Below are 14,779 nucleotides of genomic sequence, written 5' to 3'. Positions count from 1 at the left end.
AAGTGGCTTCATTAAATAACACAAAGCATACTGAGAAACATTCATTCGCGAAAAATCTACCTTATTTTTTTGTTGTCGGATTGCTCGCGATCCAGGCATCTCTCCTAGGGTATATGGCGGTGAAGCAGAGCCCCAATGCCAATGAACCCGGCCACTTGGTCGCTGGCATCAGTAACTGGCAGCTAGGTCGCTTTGAGCTGTATCGTGTTAACCCCCCTTTGGTTCGTATGATAGGGGCATTACCAGTTGTAATGGCTGGTGCAAAAACAGACTGGGAAGCATTTCATGATGGTCCCGGAGCGCGGCCTGTATTTACGATTGGTCCCGATTTTATCAAAGCAAACGGCGAACGCTCGTTTTGGCTCATGACTCTGGCTCGCTGGGCATGTATCCCGCTGAGCTTGATTGGTGGTCTGGTCTGTTTTTTCTGGGCACGTGCTCTGTATGGAGAACTTTCAGGATTACTTGCTCTTACATTGTGGTGTTTCAGTCCCAATCTTCTGGCGCATGGCGCGTTTATTACCCCTGATGCAGGGGCCACGGCAATATCTGTAGCCGCCGGGTGGCTTTTTTGGAGATGGCTGAATCACCCGACCTGGGGGCGCGCGATTGCTGCTGGATGTCTACTGGGGCTTGCTGAACTGGCGAAATTTACTCTGATATTGTTTTTTGGCCTCTGGCCGTGCCTTTGGTTATTTTGGCTGTGTATTTCTCGTTCTAAGGAAACACAGGCTTCAGTCTGGCGTCAGGGAGCCCAGATAACCGTTCTACTGTTGCTTGCATTGCATATTCTTAATCTGGGCTATGGATATGACGGATCTTTCAAGCCACTCGGTAAATACGAATTCATCAGTGCAACCTTAAAAGGCTCCGAAGCAGATACAGACACAAGCGAGACAGGAAATCGATTTACTGGGACCTGGCTTGAGAATATTCCAGTACCTTTACCGGTTCAGTATGTCATTGGTATCGATATTCAAAAGCAGGACTTTGAACGAGAACGTCAGACTTTCTTTCGAGGAAAATTTTATCCTCATGGGTTTTGGTATTACTACCTCTATGCGTTGGCGATCAAGGTTCCGCTCGGTACTTGGGTTTTGGCGCTTATGGCCAGTGGTTTCACTTTATTTCAGATTAAGCGAGGGGAGTGGGACAACTGGAGAGATGAATTTATTCTTTTAGCACCACTAATGCTGATATTCGTCTTCGTGAGTTCAGAAACCGATTACAATGCCCATTTACGATATATACTACCAGTTTTTCCCTTTGGTATCATCTGGATCAGTAAATCCGCTCAGTTGATCACTTCCTTTAAATCGTATCGATCACTGGTGATTGCGATACCACTTCTCTGGTCGGTTGCTTCCAGTTTATGGGTTTTTCCACACAGTCTTGCTTATTTTAATGAAGTGACCGGGGGGCCCGCGCAAGGCTATCGTCATCTGATAAATAGTAATCTTGACTGGGGGCAGGATTTGCATGAATTAAAACAATGGTTAGATCAACATCCCAGTTCGGAACCATTCTATCTTGCCTATTACGGGCTATTTGCCCCACAGGTCGCTGGAATCAAATTTCAACTCCCCCCCGAATGGCCAGAGGGAGACGATGATCTCAAGGATTCAGCGAATAGATCACTCGTCCCCGGACGTTACGCCATTAGCGTGAATCATATATACGGTTTGGATACACTTCCGCCGTTCAATGAAGCGGGAGAAAAGCAATATGTTAATCAATCAGGATATCGGTATTTCCTGAAATTAACTCCCGTTGCTCGTGCGGGTTATTCAATCCATATTTATGAGATTTCTCAGGCTGACATTGATCGTTTAAAAGAGACAAGACACAGCGAGTGATTCAAGGAATGCAAGTCAGGCACAAATCTGTTTCAGTGTGTTTGTTTAGGTTGATCTGTCTTACATGTGGCAGATTCGAATTGTGAGTTATTGTGAAACAAGAAGGTGATGCTGATGTTTCTCCTCAATAAGTATCGTAGTCAAATGGTGTTATTTTTGTCGTTACTATTAGCGACTGGATGTGGCGAACCTCCCAGGACTGTCACAGACGAAACGGCCGCCTATTGGGTTCTCAGTAAACAAGGAAGTGTGACTGTTTTTTTAGATGGTCGTTCTAAACATGTAAAAAAAATAGACCAATTGCCAGCTGAGCATTTTTCGATCCGGTCAATCCAGCTCGTTAAAAAAGACAATCTTCAACCAGCGGAACTAAAGGAAATCTCAGGACTGAAACAGCTCCGTAACCTCAATCTTTCTCGTACGAATGTTGATCATCGTGCGATTTTAAACCTTACAAATTTGCCTCAACTCAGAGCACTCGATCTTTCTGAGACCAATGTGTCTGATGCTGGTTTAGAAGCAATAGGTGAATTTGCGAAATTGAAAACCCTTGATCTTTCGAAAACAAAAATCGATGGGTCTGGTCTGGGAGGTTTAGATGGTTGTGGGAAACTGACAGAACTGAATTTAAGCGGTACAGATCTTCGCCCCGATCACTTGAATATGCTGAAAGGTTTTACCAACCTGATCAAGCTGAATGTGTTGAATACCTATGTGAACGATCAAGATATTGGTGACTTAAAACAAGCCTTGAAATACTGTGAAATAATAACAAAGGCAGATCCAGAGACTGCGAAAAAAAAGTAGTTCATTTTGAACCCTGTGAAATACAACTTCCAGGTGAACTGATAGTGCACCTACTTGGCTTACAGAAAATGGTTCCCTGAAATGACTAGATCCGTTTCTGACAATACACATGTTTCAGATCACAACTCTTCGAACCTTGATTTCAGGTTTCTTTTGATTTGTGTCTCAGTACAAATCTTGGTCAACCTATTAATTCTTCCATTCATCTGGGATGAAAATCAGGGCCATGCCAGGAGAAAACAAAGATATATCTCACCAGAAGTGATTGCACAATATGCAAGAGGGCAAGTTCTCTTAGAAGTACCGGAAGGACAGTCTTCACTCCATTATCGGTTAATGAAACCGAGAATGAGTTCAGTTGACACGAAATATCCGCTGGTCATTTTTTTACACGGGGCAGGGAGCCGAGGGGATGATAACAGGATACCATTAGGTTCCCTTCCTACTCAGTTATCACGTAAAGCCTGGAGAGAGAAATACCCATGTTATGTGCTTGTCCCTCAGTGTCCAAGAGAACGCTGGTGGGGTCAGTTTGAGATGGTTGAATTACTGTACGCAGCATTAGATAAAACGTTGAATGAGAATGAGAGCATTGATCGTAGTCGGATTTATCTGATCGGGCTTTCAATGGGCGGGAACGGCTGCTGGAGTTTTGCCGCTTATAAGCCTGAGATCTTTGCAGGAGTCGCCCCTTTTTGCGGCCAGGGGGACCCTGCTACGGCCTCTCTGCTTAAAGAAATCCCCTTTTGGGTTGTACATGGTGATGCAGACAGAGTGATTGACGTTTCGTATTCGAGAGAGATGGTTGAAGCACTTCAAAAAGAGAATGGAAATATTATTTATCATGAATTACCGGGAGTAGGACACAACTGTTGGGGGGAGGCGTTTCGGGAGCCAAGTGAAATGATGGATTGGATGTTCCAGCAACAAAAGAAGATTGCAAAATAGGTGCTATTCGTTGGGATCTGGTTTGGATCGATATGGTGAATCCTGCAGACCCTGGATATCGGGAAAGGTCTGTCAAAACTTACTTGGATTTGCAATCTGAATGATTGCTTATTACAAATGTATCAGGTCAGTAAGTTGTGGAATCGCATCGACTGGCTGGTTTCCGTTTGCTCATACCCTTAGTTTTAGAATATCATCCATGAATCATCCCAAGCTATCGCGTCGTTCGTTTCTCAAAACTTCTGTTACCATGGCGGGGACGTTTCCGCTTGTATCTGAGTTGGCTCATGCAAATTCGCATGATGTGAGTGAACCACTGATGGCCTATGTGGGCACGTTCAGTTCCCCACTCCAGGATGTCTTAGATACCCAGGTCGATCTGCCGCCCGGTAACGGTCGGGGCATTCATCTGTTCCAGGTTGATCGAGAGACCGGGGGATTGACTCCGGCAGGCATTCACGCAATGGGGACAAGCCCGAGTTGTCTGGCCGTCAATACTGCAGGCACACATCTGTATTCCACTAATGAAACAGATCGTGTTGGAAAAGAAAAACATGGATCGGTCAGCTCTTTCAAGATCAGCAAAAAAGATGGAAGCTTGATACCGCTCAACACTGTGAACTCTGGAGGGGCAGGCCCCACTTATGTAAGCATTCATCCTTCTGGTCGATATCTGCTGATTGCGAATTATTTTGGCGGTTCTGTGGCAGTGCTTCCCATTCTGCAAGATGGTCGCTTAGGGGAGCCAACAGATATAAAGAACGATACTGGAAAAATTGGTCCTACAACTGCCACAAACGCGCCGGAAGGCAGCTTCGCCTTCAGCGGGCATGATCGTACACACGCCCATATGATTCAATCTGATCCTACAGGGCGTTTTGTGTTTCACGTCGATTTGGGGTTGGATAAAATCTATAGCTGGAAGTTCGATGAAAAAACGGGAAAACTGACCGCGAATAATCCCCCTTCCATTTCGCTTCCTCCCGGTGATGGTCCCCGGCATTTCCATTTTCATCCTAATGGGCGCTGGTTCTATTCCATCCAGGAAGAAGGTTCAACACTGGTGCTCTTCGATTACGACGAGCAAGCCGGATCCCTGACCTCGCGACAGACGATATCAACCCTCCCGGATGGCTTCAAAGGCAGTAACTTTTGCTCTGAGATTCTGGTTTCGGATGATGGCAAGTTCGTCTATGCAGGGAACCGCCTGCATGACAGCATTGGTATCTTTTCTGTCGGTTCAAACGGTGAGTTGACCTGGATTGCCGATGAATGGACTCGAGGTAATTACCCCCGCAGTTTCAGTTTCGATCCCACGGGCGATTTCTTGTACTGCTGTAATCAGCGGGCAGATAGTATCGCCGTTTTTAAAGTGGATAGGAACACTGGGAAATTGCAATTCACAGATCACTACGCTGCAGTCGGCAACCCTTCACATATGGTTTTTCTAGACCTTGCGAAAATCAAGTAGTCGTATTTTCGTTTAGTCGTCAGGGGGGCAATATAAATTACAAAAACCCGTCAGGAAAGGTTTTACACTCTTTCCTGACGGGTTTGAATTTAGTACCGGAGGGGGGACTTGAACCCCCACGAGGTTTACCCTCACTGGATTTTGAATCCAGCGCGTCTGCCGATTCCGCCACTCCGGCTCGTGAATAAAACTATATAGTCTAACGCTTTATCGAATTCAATGGAAACAGGAAAAAAACTCAGTTTCAGAGCCCTGACTCCAATATTTCGATTGAAATTTCAAATAAAACAGCTCAGGCAGCTTCAATTGCGGCGGTCGAAAGTGGGAATTTGAGCGTAAACGCTGTTCCTTTTCCGACTGCACTTTCAACTCTGATTCGGCCTTTATGGGCTTCCATGACCTCTTTCGCCAGTGACAAGCCTAGCCCCGTTCCACCTTGGCCGTTTTCATCTGCTTCTTTGGTGGTGTAAAACTGATCGAAGATGTGCTGTAGCTGCTCAGAGGGAATGCCAGCACCACTGTCGCGGACGATGACTTCTGCCATGTTAGATTCCGGATTGATGCGTACGGCAAGGTCAATCCTGCCGCCAGAGGGCATTGCCTGTCGGGCATTGACAATCAAATTGACAAGTACCTGTTGAATCTGGTTCGGATTTAAGACGACTTCCGGGTTTGATTCGAAATGCGTATGTAGATTCACGCGATTCATGGAGAGGTCTTTCTCCACTAATGCGATTACACTTTTGACCAGCAACTGGAGATCTACAGGTTCCTGGCGGCCTTCGTTTCCGCGGGCATAGGAGAGCATGCCTGTTGTGATTTTTGCAGCACGTTGTCCCGCAGATAAAATCTTGGTAAAAGCTTTTTCCCGGCGTTCTTCTTCCTTGTGCCGTAAACCAAGTTTCGCATAGTTGATGACGGTGGTCAGAATATTATTGAATTCGTGGGTGATCGAAGATGCTAATGCACCGACAGAGCTCATTTTCTGAGCATGAATCAACTGTTTTTGGTAATCCTCAATCTGAGATTCCAGTTCTTGAACTCGTTTCTCTAGCGATTCAATTGTTTGGTTTGACATGAACAGGCCCGCATCCTTGAAAGGCGACAAATTCGTTTATGTGAGTGCTGAGATTCTTTCAGCTTACTCATAGAAAGTGATGTTTGAAGAATCGTCATTCTATAAATTAGATATCGGCCCGTTCATTTCAGGAATCCAGATGCAACAGAAGTGGGAATGAATGCATTGGTAGAAGTAATCGATACGATACAGTTATGTAAAATGAGATGCATTGCGAGAATAGGGCGAGTGGGTGAAGTTATTGTTGGTGCCTTGGGTTTCACGGTGTAGTTTTGGAGAGTTCTGCTCTATGAAATTTGTGTCATCTGCATCCAATTTCATTCATATTCCTGTACGCTTAAATGAATGTAACTCATTATATATTAGTGGATTTAAGGGAGCGGGGCATGCGTTGTTATAAACAATATCAGTTATTCTTATTGATGAGATTGGGAATTGGATTACCGAGCCTGCCGACACAAGAGGCAGATAAGAAAATAGCATCCCTTGCTCACCAGACGATTATGTCCAGATGGAACTCTTTGCGTGAAACCCCCAGGTTGTGACGCCAACGGGAATTGACGTCGACGAATGTAGCCGTGTCTGAGCCATTGAAAGTAACACGCATTTTCACCCAGAAGGATATCGACTAGTAATTACCTCAAAAGCTTCTCTGATGCCAGAAAAGCTGAGTGAAAAACGGACTCGTCAGGAAATGCGAGATCTGATCACTTACCTGCAAAACCAGAAATAGTAGCATTTATGCCGCAGCACGTTCCTCGGCCAGTCCTTGATCCTGCTGGTCCTGCTTTTGGATTTGCAATTGTGAGGTTTTGATTCGATAAGCGATTTCTTTTGCGATCGCTTTATTGAAGGAAAGTTGAAATTGTTGATAAGAAAATTGAGCTGCACAGCACCAGCCAATCACAGACTGGCAGCGTTGGGGGCGCAGTTGCAGTTCCTGAATCGCTGAAGTCAGTGATTCAACAGTTTTATTTTCAAAATAAATCCCACTTCCCAAGCCATTCTGTTCGAAACAAACAACAGAGTTTGCAGCTTCACAGTTCGAATAGATCACGACAGGTGTACCACAACTCTGTGCTTCAATGGCTGAGAGATCAAAATCGACATCACGGGGGCAAATCACAGCGGAACAGAGACGGTACTGTTCACGTAATTTCTGATCATCGACCAGGCCGATAATTTCGATAAGGGGATCACTTTGTAGCTTGGCGGGAAGTTGATCCTCAGAGATCCCGGCGATTGACAGGCTTTGCTTGAGTTCTTTACAGGCATCCGCAGCCAGTTGTTCTTCCACAGACCATTCTCCATCTGCAACAAGGAGCAGGAAAGGGCTTCGTTTCTCAAAACCAGAACAAAAGAAATCTGTGTCTACAGGAGGTTTGACGAAGGACGTAAATCGGTCTCGATTCAGATTCTGCAGCGTTTTGGTGGGAACGACAAATTCGATATCCGTTAATGAGTTCACCAACTGCTGGTTGATTGGTGCCTGGCTGCTGGATTGAGGTTCCAGATAGCACATGTGTAACTGATGACTTTGGCATTGAATGGAAGCGGCAGCTTCCAGGCTTGTGCTGATGATTAAATTGGCCTGATCAACGTCTACGATCCGATCGGGAGAAAAACCGGTGCCGAAGCGGGCAATGGTTGATGAGTGAGGCCAGGCCTGATTCAGTGCTTCCCAAATCGAATACTCAAGCCGGGTATGAGATACGCCGGTATGCACTAATGTGACACTCATTTTGTTTCCTCCTTGAAACGATGATGAGCCTGAAATTATTCCTGTTGAAACCTGCCAGCAGCGCTTTGGCCGGTGGATTCGCATTGTACTTTAAGAATTGAAAACTGTGGGTCTGTTCATTGAATATAAGACATATCAATGCAAACAACAGGTAGAATGGACTCATAAGTGAGAATCGACGCCAAGCATCAAAATTCTCGAAGTAAAGGTAAAATGAAAGAGAGAATATTCTGGAATATCTCTCCTGCAAGGCTGATATTGGCACAACTTAAAAAATTGGTCAATGCGAATCTGTTCAGAATAGGGGTTACCTGATTAACTCGGCACAAATAGAGCGAAATCTTTGCGTTTTAGAGCATCCTAGTCTTTGTGCATTATACCAATACCCCAGAAACGGGAGACGGGCTAGCGTGAATGGCATCGAAATCGGGGATGGTTGCTCCCTGTTCTGCCTGATGGATCAGGGAAGCCATTTCCCAGGCAGTAACATAGTAATATTTCCATTCGGGATGCTGTTCGGCTTCCTCTCGCAGCGCGGTATGGAAGGCTTCCGTTTCGGGCCCCAGCAAGGTGTCAATATTCCCAGGCTTTGCACCGTGGGTGTGTAGTTTGATAAAGGTCCAATCAGGACGGCCTGTGACATGGACGTCAGCTGCCAACCAGTGCTGGAAGCGGTTCAACGTGGCGGGACGACCGTCGTGCAAATCTGAATTTTCAATTCGAGGTAGAAATCCCCACTTGCGATTGCTCCAGTCCAAGCGTAACGGCCCCTGAATCATTAGCAGACTGTCCTGTTCAGGAGAGTGTGTCACACGAGCCAGTGTACCCTGATCGTGCGATTTACATTGTCCCGGAAGGTCTTTGGCATAGTAAATACTGTTGATGATCTGTGTCTGAGTGTCACTGGGAGCAGAGGGCATTGTCAGATCGGCATAGCAACCAGTTTCGAGCAGGATTTCAATTTCATTTTCGACTCCACACCACCGTCTATCAGGACGGGAGTTACAGAGAGCCCAGTTGCCGTGAATAAAACCATAAACGATTTCTCCAGTCTGAGGATCTTTCCTAAGTAAGCCATGCCGATCAAACAGGGTCTGTCGAAACTCATTCATTTTCTTCCGTAGACCTTCTGCGGTGTCACTGTCATGGTGCAGGTGAACATCTACGTCGCCGAACCCTTGTTTGCAGAGGGCTGCCAGTCGATCCAGATACTCGGGAGCGTACTGATCCTGTGGATAAAAGAATGTATGTTGTGGAACCTGACCTCGTGAATCACTGAATTTGGAAAAGCGAACCGGGTATTCTTCACACCAGCGATCAACGCGGGCCAACGCATCCGATTTGGCAGGACTTCCCCATTCTGGCTCAAAATGGTCGCAGACTGCGATAAAAATATGTCGCGGTTGTTCTGGACTGAAGGTGACCAGTTTGTCAATCTTCTTCTGAGTAAAATAAGCAGGTAGCCAATACTGCATGTTGCGCGCACGAATCGCCATCCAGATTCCCCCAGTAAGTCCAATCAGCAGGAGGACACAAATTGTGATACACGTAATTATGAGAGAGGTCATTGTAAATCAGCTTTTTGATGTTTGAGAAAATTCCGTCTCGGGTGTTTCTGAGTTTCGGGGAGCAAGATCCGGGATTGTCAGTTCCTGCTCATCTATTGGTAGTGTGCCTGTTTGACTTCGTTCGGTACGATCCCAGGTTCCCGTCTGTTTGACAAAGAGCCAGCGAAAGAAGCCTATTGCCAGTGCCAGATTCATTTGAACAAACATTCCAGGGACCCGACAGAGTTTGAAAATGCGGTTGACCTTAACAAATTTGATACTAACGAAAGCGGACAGATAGAATAGCCCTTGTGCGAGCAGAGTTATCTGATAAATCGGATTTTGTAGCAGACACAAATTTGTAACCAACGCCAGTACCATAAAAGCCGGGCACAGCCAGCGCAGCAGCTTATGAGACCAGAATGCGAATGCGATTGATCCGAATCTGGGGTTCAGAAGTCCCTTAAGGTATTTCAAACTCTGGAAGGCGCCCGTGCCGATTCTGATCCGCCGCTTGAATTCAGCTTGGACGGAAGTCGCCGTTTCTTCTCTGGCTAAGGCAGTGTCATCATAAATGAGACGCTGACCTGTAAAATGTACCTGCATGCCGATCAGAAAGTCATCAATGATTGTGTCTGGTGGGATTGGAACATAGAGTGACTTGCGAAGCGCATATAAGGCACCATTGACTCCAAGGACCGCTCCGATTTTTGTTTCACAATGCTTGAGGAAATTTTCATATTTCCAGTACAATCCATCTACATTTTTTCCGGTAGCTGGATCTTCCAGAATCAGCTGGCCGCAGACACAGCCGACTGATTCGTCCTGAAAATGTCTGACAAGTTGTTTAATGCACTGGGGCTCCATGTTTGTATTAGCATCGGAAAAAACAATGATTTCTCCTGTAGCCTTGGGGACACAGTCATTCAGGACCGATGCTTTGCCACGACGTTGTTCAAATTGAATCAGGCGAATTTGCTCATTGTCATAAGTTCTGACAAGTTCCCCTGTCAGGTCTTCGTTTCCATCACAGCCAATTAAGACTTCAAGCTGATCAATGGGGTAATCGAGTTTTGCGAGATTATTCAAACGTTCCAGAATCACTGCTTCTTCTTTGTAAGCAGCGATTATGATCGAGACTCGAGGCAGGGGTCTGCTGTTGGATTCGATAGTCTTATCTGGCTGTGTTTGACGGCCTCGCGTCAGAAGCCAGAGAAGCAGTGGATATCCGACATAGGCGTAGGAAATCAGGAGAAGCGAGCTCCAGAGTAAAACTTGCATCAGGAGGGAACTCATAATGTAGCTCCTTTCTGATACTTTTTGTACGGCAGTTCTGCTTGATTGATTTCATTTTGTTGAACAGAGATCTTCTCTGAATGAACTTTGATCACACACGCGGGGATGCCGCCAACAGTCGTGTGTGAGTCCACATTTTTGACGACTACGGCATTGGCGCCCACTTTAGAATGCGAACCAATCTGGACGGGTCCGATGATTTTTGCTCCAGCACCGATAAAAATATCAGATTCAAGAATCGGGGATACGTTTCGTTCTGCACCAATAGTAACCTGGTGTTCCAGTTTGATATCATCGCCGGCCTTCACAGAGCCATTGATCACAATTCCCTGGCTGTGAATGATGACGAATCGGCGTCCAAAATCTGCACCGCGCCCGATGATGCACTGGCAGAAGATGGCGTTACATTTATTGAAGATCATTGCCAGGGGGGATAGTTTCCAGTGGCTCGCCCATTGCATCAGACGATACCAGAACATGGCCATTGTACCATCGGTCAGGCAGGTCTTCAGCAAGCTGCGCGCAGAAATACTTCCGTAGCACCATTCTGATTTTGCTTTTAAATCTTCCCAGAACTTCATTTTGATCTCACTTCATTTGTGAATGAATCGTTTGTGTCAACAAGTTTCATCAAACATGATTCATAACCAGTTGATTCAGCAAGTCGGCTAATTGCCCTGCCTGGTGTTCACGATTGAATTGATTAATATTTTCCGAGTTTATAATTCCCGTCGAAGAGTTACCGAGCAGACGACCTTTGAGCCAGTTGACCATCCCAGCGGTATCATGCGCTTGAAAGTTTCCTGTGGGCCAGAAATCTTTCAGGATATTTGCTGTTTCTCCTGTAGGAGTGATCGATAAAATTTCACGATTGATTGCCAGGTATTCGAATAGTTTTGCAGGTGCGACCCTGTCAGCCCCTTCGACATCACTCAACAGTAAACAGAGGGCATCAGCGGCAGCCATTTTTTTTAATGCTTCATGGTGCGAACAATAATCTTCAGTAATCAATGTGCTTTTTGTTTGATTTATCCGTTCAAGCAATGCCAGTTGTTCGGGAGTCTTTCTTCCGATGAATTGTAATTCCAGCCTGGAAAGGAGATTGGGACTCTCCTGGTGAAGAGATTCGATAGCTTTTACCAATGGTTCTACTGTGGTCAAATTCCATAGCGTACCCGTATAAACAATCCGAAATCGCTTTTGGCAGTTGTGTTTTTGTGATTGTTGTCCGGCTTCATCGAGGAATTCAAAATCGTCTCGGTCAAAACCATTGTAAATGCACCGTCCTGTTACATCTGTTCCAAACTGATGTGCGCGATCCAGAAGGCGCTGCGTACTTGCTTGTGTTGTTGCGACGATGGCATCTGAATGTCGCATGACAGATCTCTGTAGTCGGGTCTGGATCAGATTTGAAATGGCATCCTGTTGGTGGTTTTCCAGGTATTTACTGCTGAGATCCCATTCATCACGAAAGTCGGCGATCAGCGGCAAGTGAAACTTTTGTTTTAATTTGCTTGCCAGGATCAAATTTGAATAGGGGGGGGCAGTCGCCAGAATGGCATCGTGTTGCAGATTATTTAATAGTTTTTTGCCTGCCTTTAACGCATTAGGATACCATAATATTTGTGCATCCGGTTGCAGTATCAGCCCGGCACCTGCTTTAACCAATTTCCGACAGGACGATTTTATCGGTGCGAGCAAGCTGCTGCTGGACTGCCCCGTGTGATTCTGGTTCCCCATATTCTTTTTCAGAGTGTAGTTGGGTTCCCAGGTGCGTGCTTTTTCCAGATGTGTTTCTTCCGGTATGTCGACTAAAAGACTATTGTCAAATACAGGGACAGAGGGGTTGGCAGCCATGAGGACACTGACGTCCCAGCCAAAACGTCTCAGGTATTTCACGAATTTGACGGGGCGTTGTACGCCGGCACCGCCGACTGGTGGAAAATGATAGCTGACCAGAAGTAGACGCTTTCTGCCTGCTTGCTGATATGCATTCTCACCAGCAACTGATGATTCAACAGGATTTGAAATGATTGTGGACATGGAAGTACATCCCTCGAATATGAAAATCAGGTGACAACCTGTTGATTGATAATGGACTGGTAACTTTTATGTTCCAGCCAATGACTGATAATATGTGATTGAATATGAACGTCCTGACGCTCAGAAAGCATCTTCACCGCTTCGATGGCGTAGGGGTGATTATCGTGCATTAAGCAGAAGTTTCCTTCCTGAGGATGAAACTGCTGGCACCAGTCTACAATTGCTTGATTATCTTGAATGAGATAGTCGCGTGGGTCTGTATCCCACAGGACCACAGTACGTCGCTGCAGCCAGAGCCCCAGAGTTTTTTGCACAGTCAGTTTGCCTTTCGGGGGCCTTACTAGATCCGGAGTTTGTCCGATGATCTGATTCAGGAGTTGGTCAGTTTGTTTGATCTCTTTCAGAAAGCGTCGCGTAGAAGTTTTAGAGGGTTCACTATGGGAAAATGTATGATTTCCGATTTCGTGACCTTCCCTAAGGATGCGTTCAATTAATTCCGGGTGCTGTTGTGCTTTTTCACCAATTACGAAAAACGTTCCCCGTTGATGAAATTGATTCAACATATCTAATAATCGGGGCGTGTATTCAGGATGGGGGCCATCATCAAATGTTAAAGAAACATTGATTGTTGGTCGTTGTATGTTTTGAAAGTCGGTGGATGGTTGACAATGCGTACCATGAGCAAGAAACAGTCGTTGTGGGATGACTGCCGGGATCGCTTTCTTGATCAATTGGCGAATGGTGTTCATGGTTTTGTGTTTCAACTCTGTTGTCGAATTCTTCTTTTTTTACGTCGATATGAAGATCTTGTTTTTTGTTTGTCCGTTAATCCTGAGGAAAAACGGGTACTGCAGTCAGAAAGAATCTGACTGATTTGCACTGCCGATTCCTGCCAGGAAATAGGCTCAAAACTCCGCTGTTCGTTCTGATTTGGTGCTCCCAACATACTGCCGATTGCTTCTGCTAAATCTTCGGGATCATTGGGTGAGACCAGTTGATCACAGATGGGGTCTGCGATCTCGGGAATCCCTCCAACTTGGCTAGCCACAAATTGTTTACCGCATGAAATGGCTTCCAGAAGAACGTTTGGTATCCCTTCAGATAGGCTGGGTAGCGCGATCACATCTGCAGCACGATACCAGTCTGCCAGCCGCGATTGTTGTTGCGATCCGTTTAACTGGAATTGTCCTTCTAATCCATATTCGTTGGCTTTTTGTAATAATGTGGCTTCTAATGAACCATCACCTAAAACATAGCATGTAAAAGGGATACCCTGTTTACTTATTTTCAGACAGGCATCCAGCAGCACCGTATGACCTTTGACTGGTTCAAGTCGACCTACGCTGACGATGATTTTTCGGTCGAGAGGGAGCCCGAGTCTCTGTCGGGCTGATTGCTGATCTCCGGGCGTAAACAGGCATCGGTTCACACCACGATAAACCGTATGGATTTTCTGCGGATGGATTTTCATGTTTTTGACTGCAGACATGATGTCGTCGCTGACGGTAATGACTCCGTCGGCTTGTTGTAGAACGTTTATGATCGCCCGCCTGCGGTGGCGATTTTTGGTGAGCAGTAAAATATCACTGCCCCCTGTCATCACAACGACGGGGAGCCCATGGTCCCGCGCTGCTTTTACGGCGACTTCTCCGTCGGGATGGAGCCAGTAGGAGAGGATAATGTCCGGTTGGAATCGTGTGATTGCCTGCTGGAGCGCCTTCTTGATGGACCAGTATAAAAATTGTCCGTAATGCTGGTGAAGTATTTTAGGAGTGTAATAAAAACGTGGATATTCCACGCTCAGACGAGTAGTGTTTTCGATGGGACTCCAGTTTCGATTTAATGAAGTGTTACTCTTAGTTAGATGTGAGGACTCGTCGAGCCATGAAACGGGAGAGACGACATGCGTCGGGTGTAATTCCGACAAGGCCTGGATCATGGAACAATTGAACGTACCTTTCCCGGGGTATAGCGAATTTGGAAACACATTTG

Annotated in this window: 12 protein-coding genes and 1 tRNA gene; 4 read left to right on the top strand and 9 right to left on the bottom strand. The window is 45.9% G+C overall.

From position 1 onward, the window contains the following. Positions 1–2 precede the first annotated feature (2 nt). The 4 genes from Enr17x_RS15815 to Enr17x_RS15800 all read left to right on the top strand — a co-directional run bounded on the left by Enr17x_RS15815 (position 3) and on the right by Enr17x_RS15800 (position 5,082). Entirely contained in the window at positions 3–1,856 is a 1,854-nt protein-coding gene (locus tag Enr17x_RS15815) for an ArnT family glycosyltransferase (RefSeq protein WP_145310354.1), read from the top strand. A 114-nt stretch (positions 1,857–1,970) separates the two neighbouring features. Further along, entirely contained in the window at positions 1,971–2,663 is a 693-nt protein-coding gene (locus tag Enr17x_RS15810) for a leucine-rich repeat domain-containing protein (RefSeq protein WP_198000599.1), read from the top strand. An 81-nt stretch (positions 2,664–2,744) separates the two neighbouring features. After that, on the top strand, positions 2,745–3,611 hold the full coding sequence (locus tag Enr17x_RS15805; protein WP_145310350.1) for a carboxylesterase family protein: 867 nt from the start codon (positions 2,745–2,747) through the stop codon (positions 3,609–3,611). A gap of 199 nt (positions 3,612–3,810) precedes the next feature. Further along, positions 3,811–5,082: a lactonase family protein gene (locus Enr17x_RS15800; RefSeq protein WP_145310348.1), complete on the top strand. Its 1,272-nt coding sequence runs from the start codon at positions 3,811–3,813 to the stop codon at positions 5,080–5,082. Positions 5,083–5,175: 93 nt separating this feature from the next. Here the strand turns inward: Enr17x_RS15800 and Enr17x_RS15795 are convergent. The 9 genes from Enr17x_RS15795 to Enr17x_RS15755 all read right to left on the bottom strand — a co-directional run bounded on the left by Enr17x_RS15795 (position 5,176) and on the right by Enr17x_RS15755 (position 14,726). Continuing rightward, positions 5,176–5,260 (bottom strand) — tRNA-Leu (locus Enr17x_RS15795). 114 nt (positions 5,261–5,374) lie between these two features. Continuing rightward, positions 5,375–6,160, bottom strand: a complete 786-nt coding sequence (locus Enr17x_RS15790; RefSeq protein WP_145310346.1) for a sensor histidine kinase — start codon at positions 6,158–6,160, stop codon at positions 5,375–5,377. Between the two features lie 739 nt (positions 6,161–6,899). Further along, positions 6,900–7,901, bottom strand: coding sequence for a glycosyltransferase (locus Enr17x_RS15785; protein WP_198000598.1), 1,002 nt, complete (start codon positions 7,899–7,901; stop codon positions 6,900–6,902). A 374-nt stretch (positions 7,902–8,275) separates the two neighbouring features. Next, complete coding sequence (locus Enr17x_RS15780) at positions 8,276–9,397, bottom strand: hypothetical protein (RefSeq protein WP_232100741.1); 1,122 nt, start codon at positions 9,395–9,397, stop codon at positions 8,276–8,278. 78 nt (positions 9,398–9,475) lie between these two features. Continuing rightward, the gene (locus tag Enr17x_RS15775; RefSeq protein WP_145310340.1) at positions 9,476–10,744 is read right to left on the bottom strand and encodes a glycosyltransferase family 2 protein; all 1,269 of its coding nucleotides are present in this window, start codon (positions 10,742–10,744) and stop codon (positions 9,476–9,478) included. Then, positions 10,741–11,325, bottom strand: coding sequence for a serine O-acetyltransferase (locus tag Enr17x_RS15770; protein WP_145310338.1), 585 nt, complete (start codon positions 11,323–11,325; stop codon positions 10,741–10,743). The genes Enr17x_RS15775 and Enr17x_RS15770 overlap by 4 nt, the downstream gene beginning before the upstream one ends. A 49-nt stretch (positions 11,326–11,374) precedes the next feature. Beyond that, positions 11,375–12,787, bottom strand: coding sequence for a glycosyltransferase family protein (locus Enr17x_RS15765; RefSeq protein WP_145310337.1), 1,413 nt, complete (start codon positions 12,785–12,787; stop codon positions 11,375–11,377). A gap of 26 nt (positions 12,788–12,813) precedes the next feature. Beyond that, positions 12,814–13,536 (bottom strand): polysaccharide deacetylase family protein, encoded by a 723-nt coding sequence (locus Enr17x_RS15760; protein ID WP_145310335.1) that lies wholly within the window; start codon positions 13,534–13,536, stop codon positions 12,814–12,816. Positions 13,537–13,547: 11 nt separating this feature from the next. Beyond that, positions 13,548–14,726: a glycosyltransferase gene (locus Enr17x_RS15755; protein WP_198000597.1), complete on the bottom strand. Its 1,179-nt coding sequence runs from the start codon at positions 14,724–14,726 to the stop codon at positions 13,548–13,550. Positions 14,727–14,779 lie beyond the last annotated feature (53 nt).

It is taken from the genome of Gimesia fumaroli, assembly GCF_007754425.1.
GTDB lineage: Bacteria > Planctomycetota > Planctomycetia > Planctomycetales > Planctomycetaceae > Gimesia > Gimesia fumaroli.
Note: the sequence above shows the minus strand (reverse complement) of the source record. Positions and strands in the feature narration are given on the sequence as shown.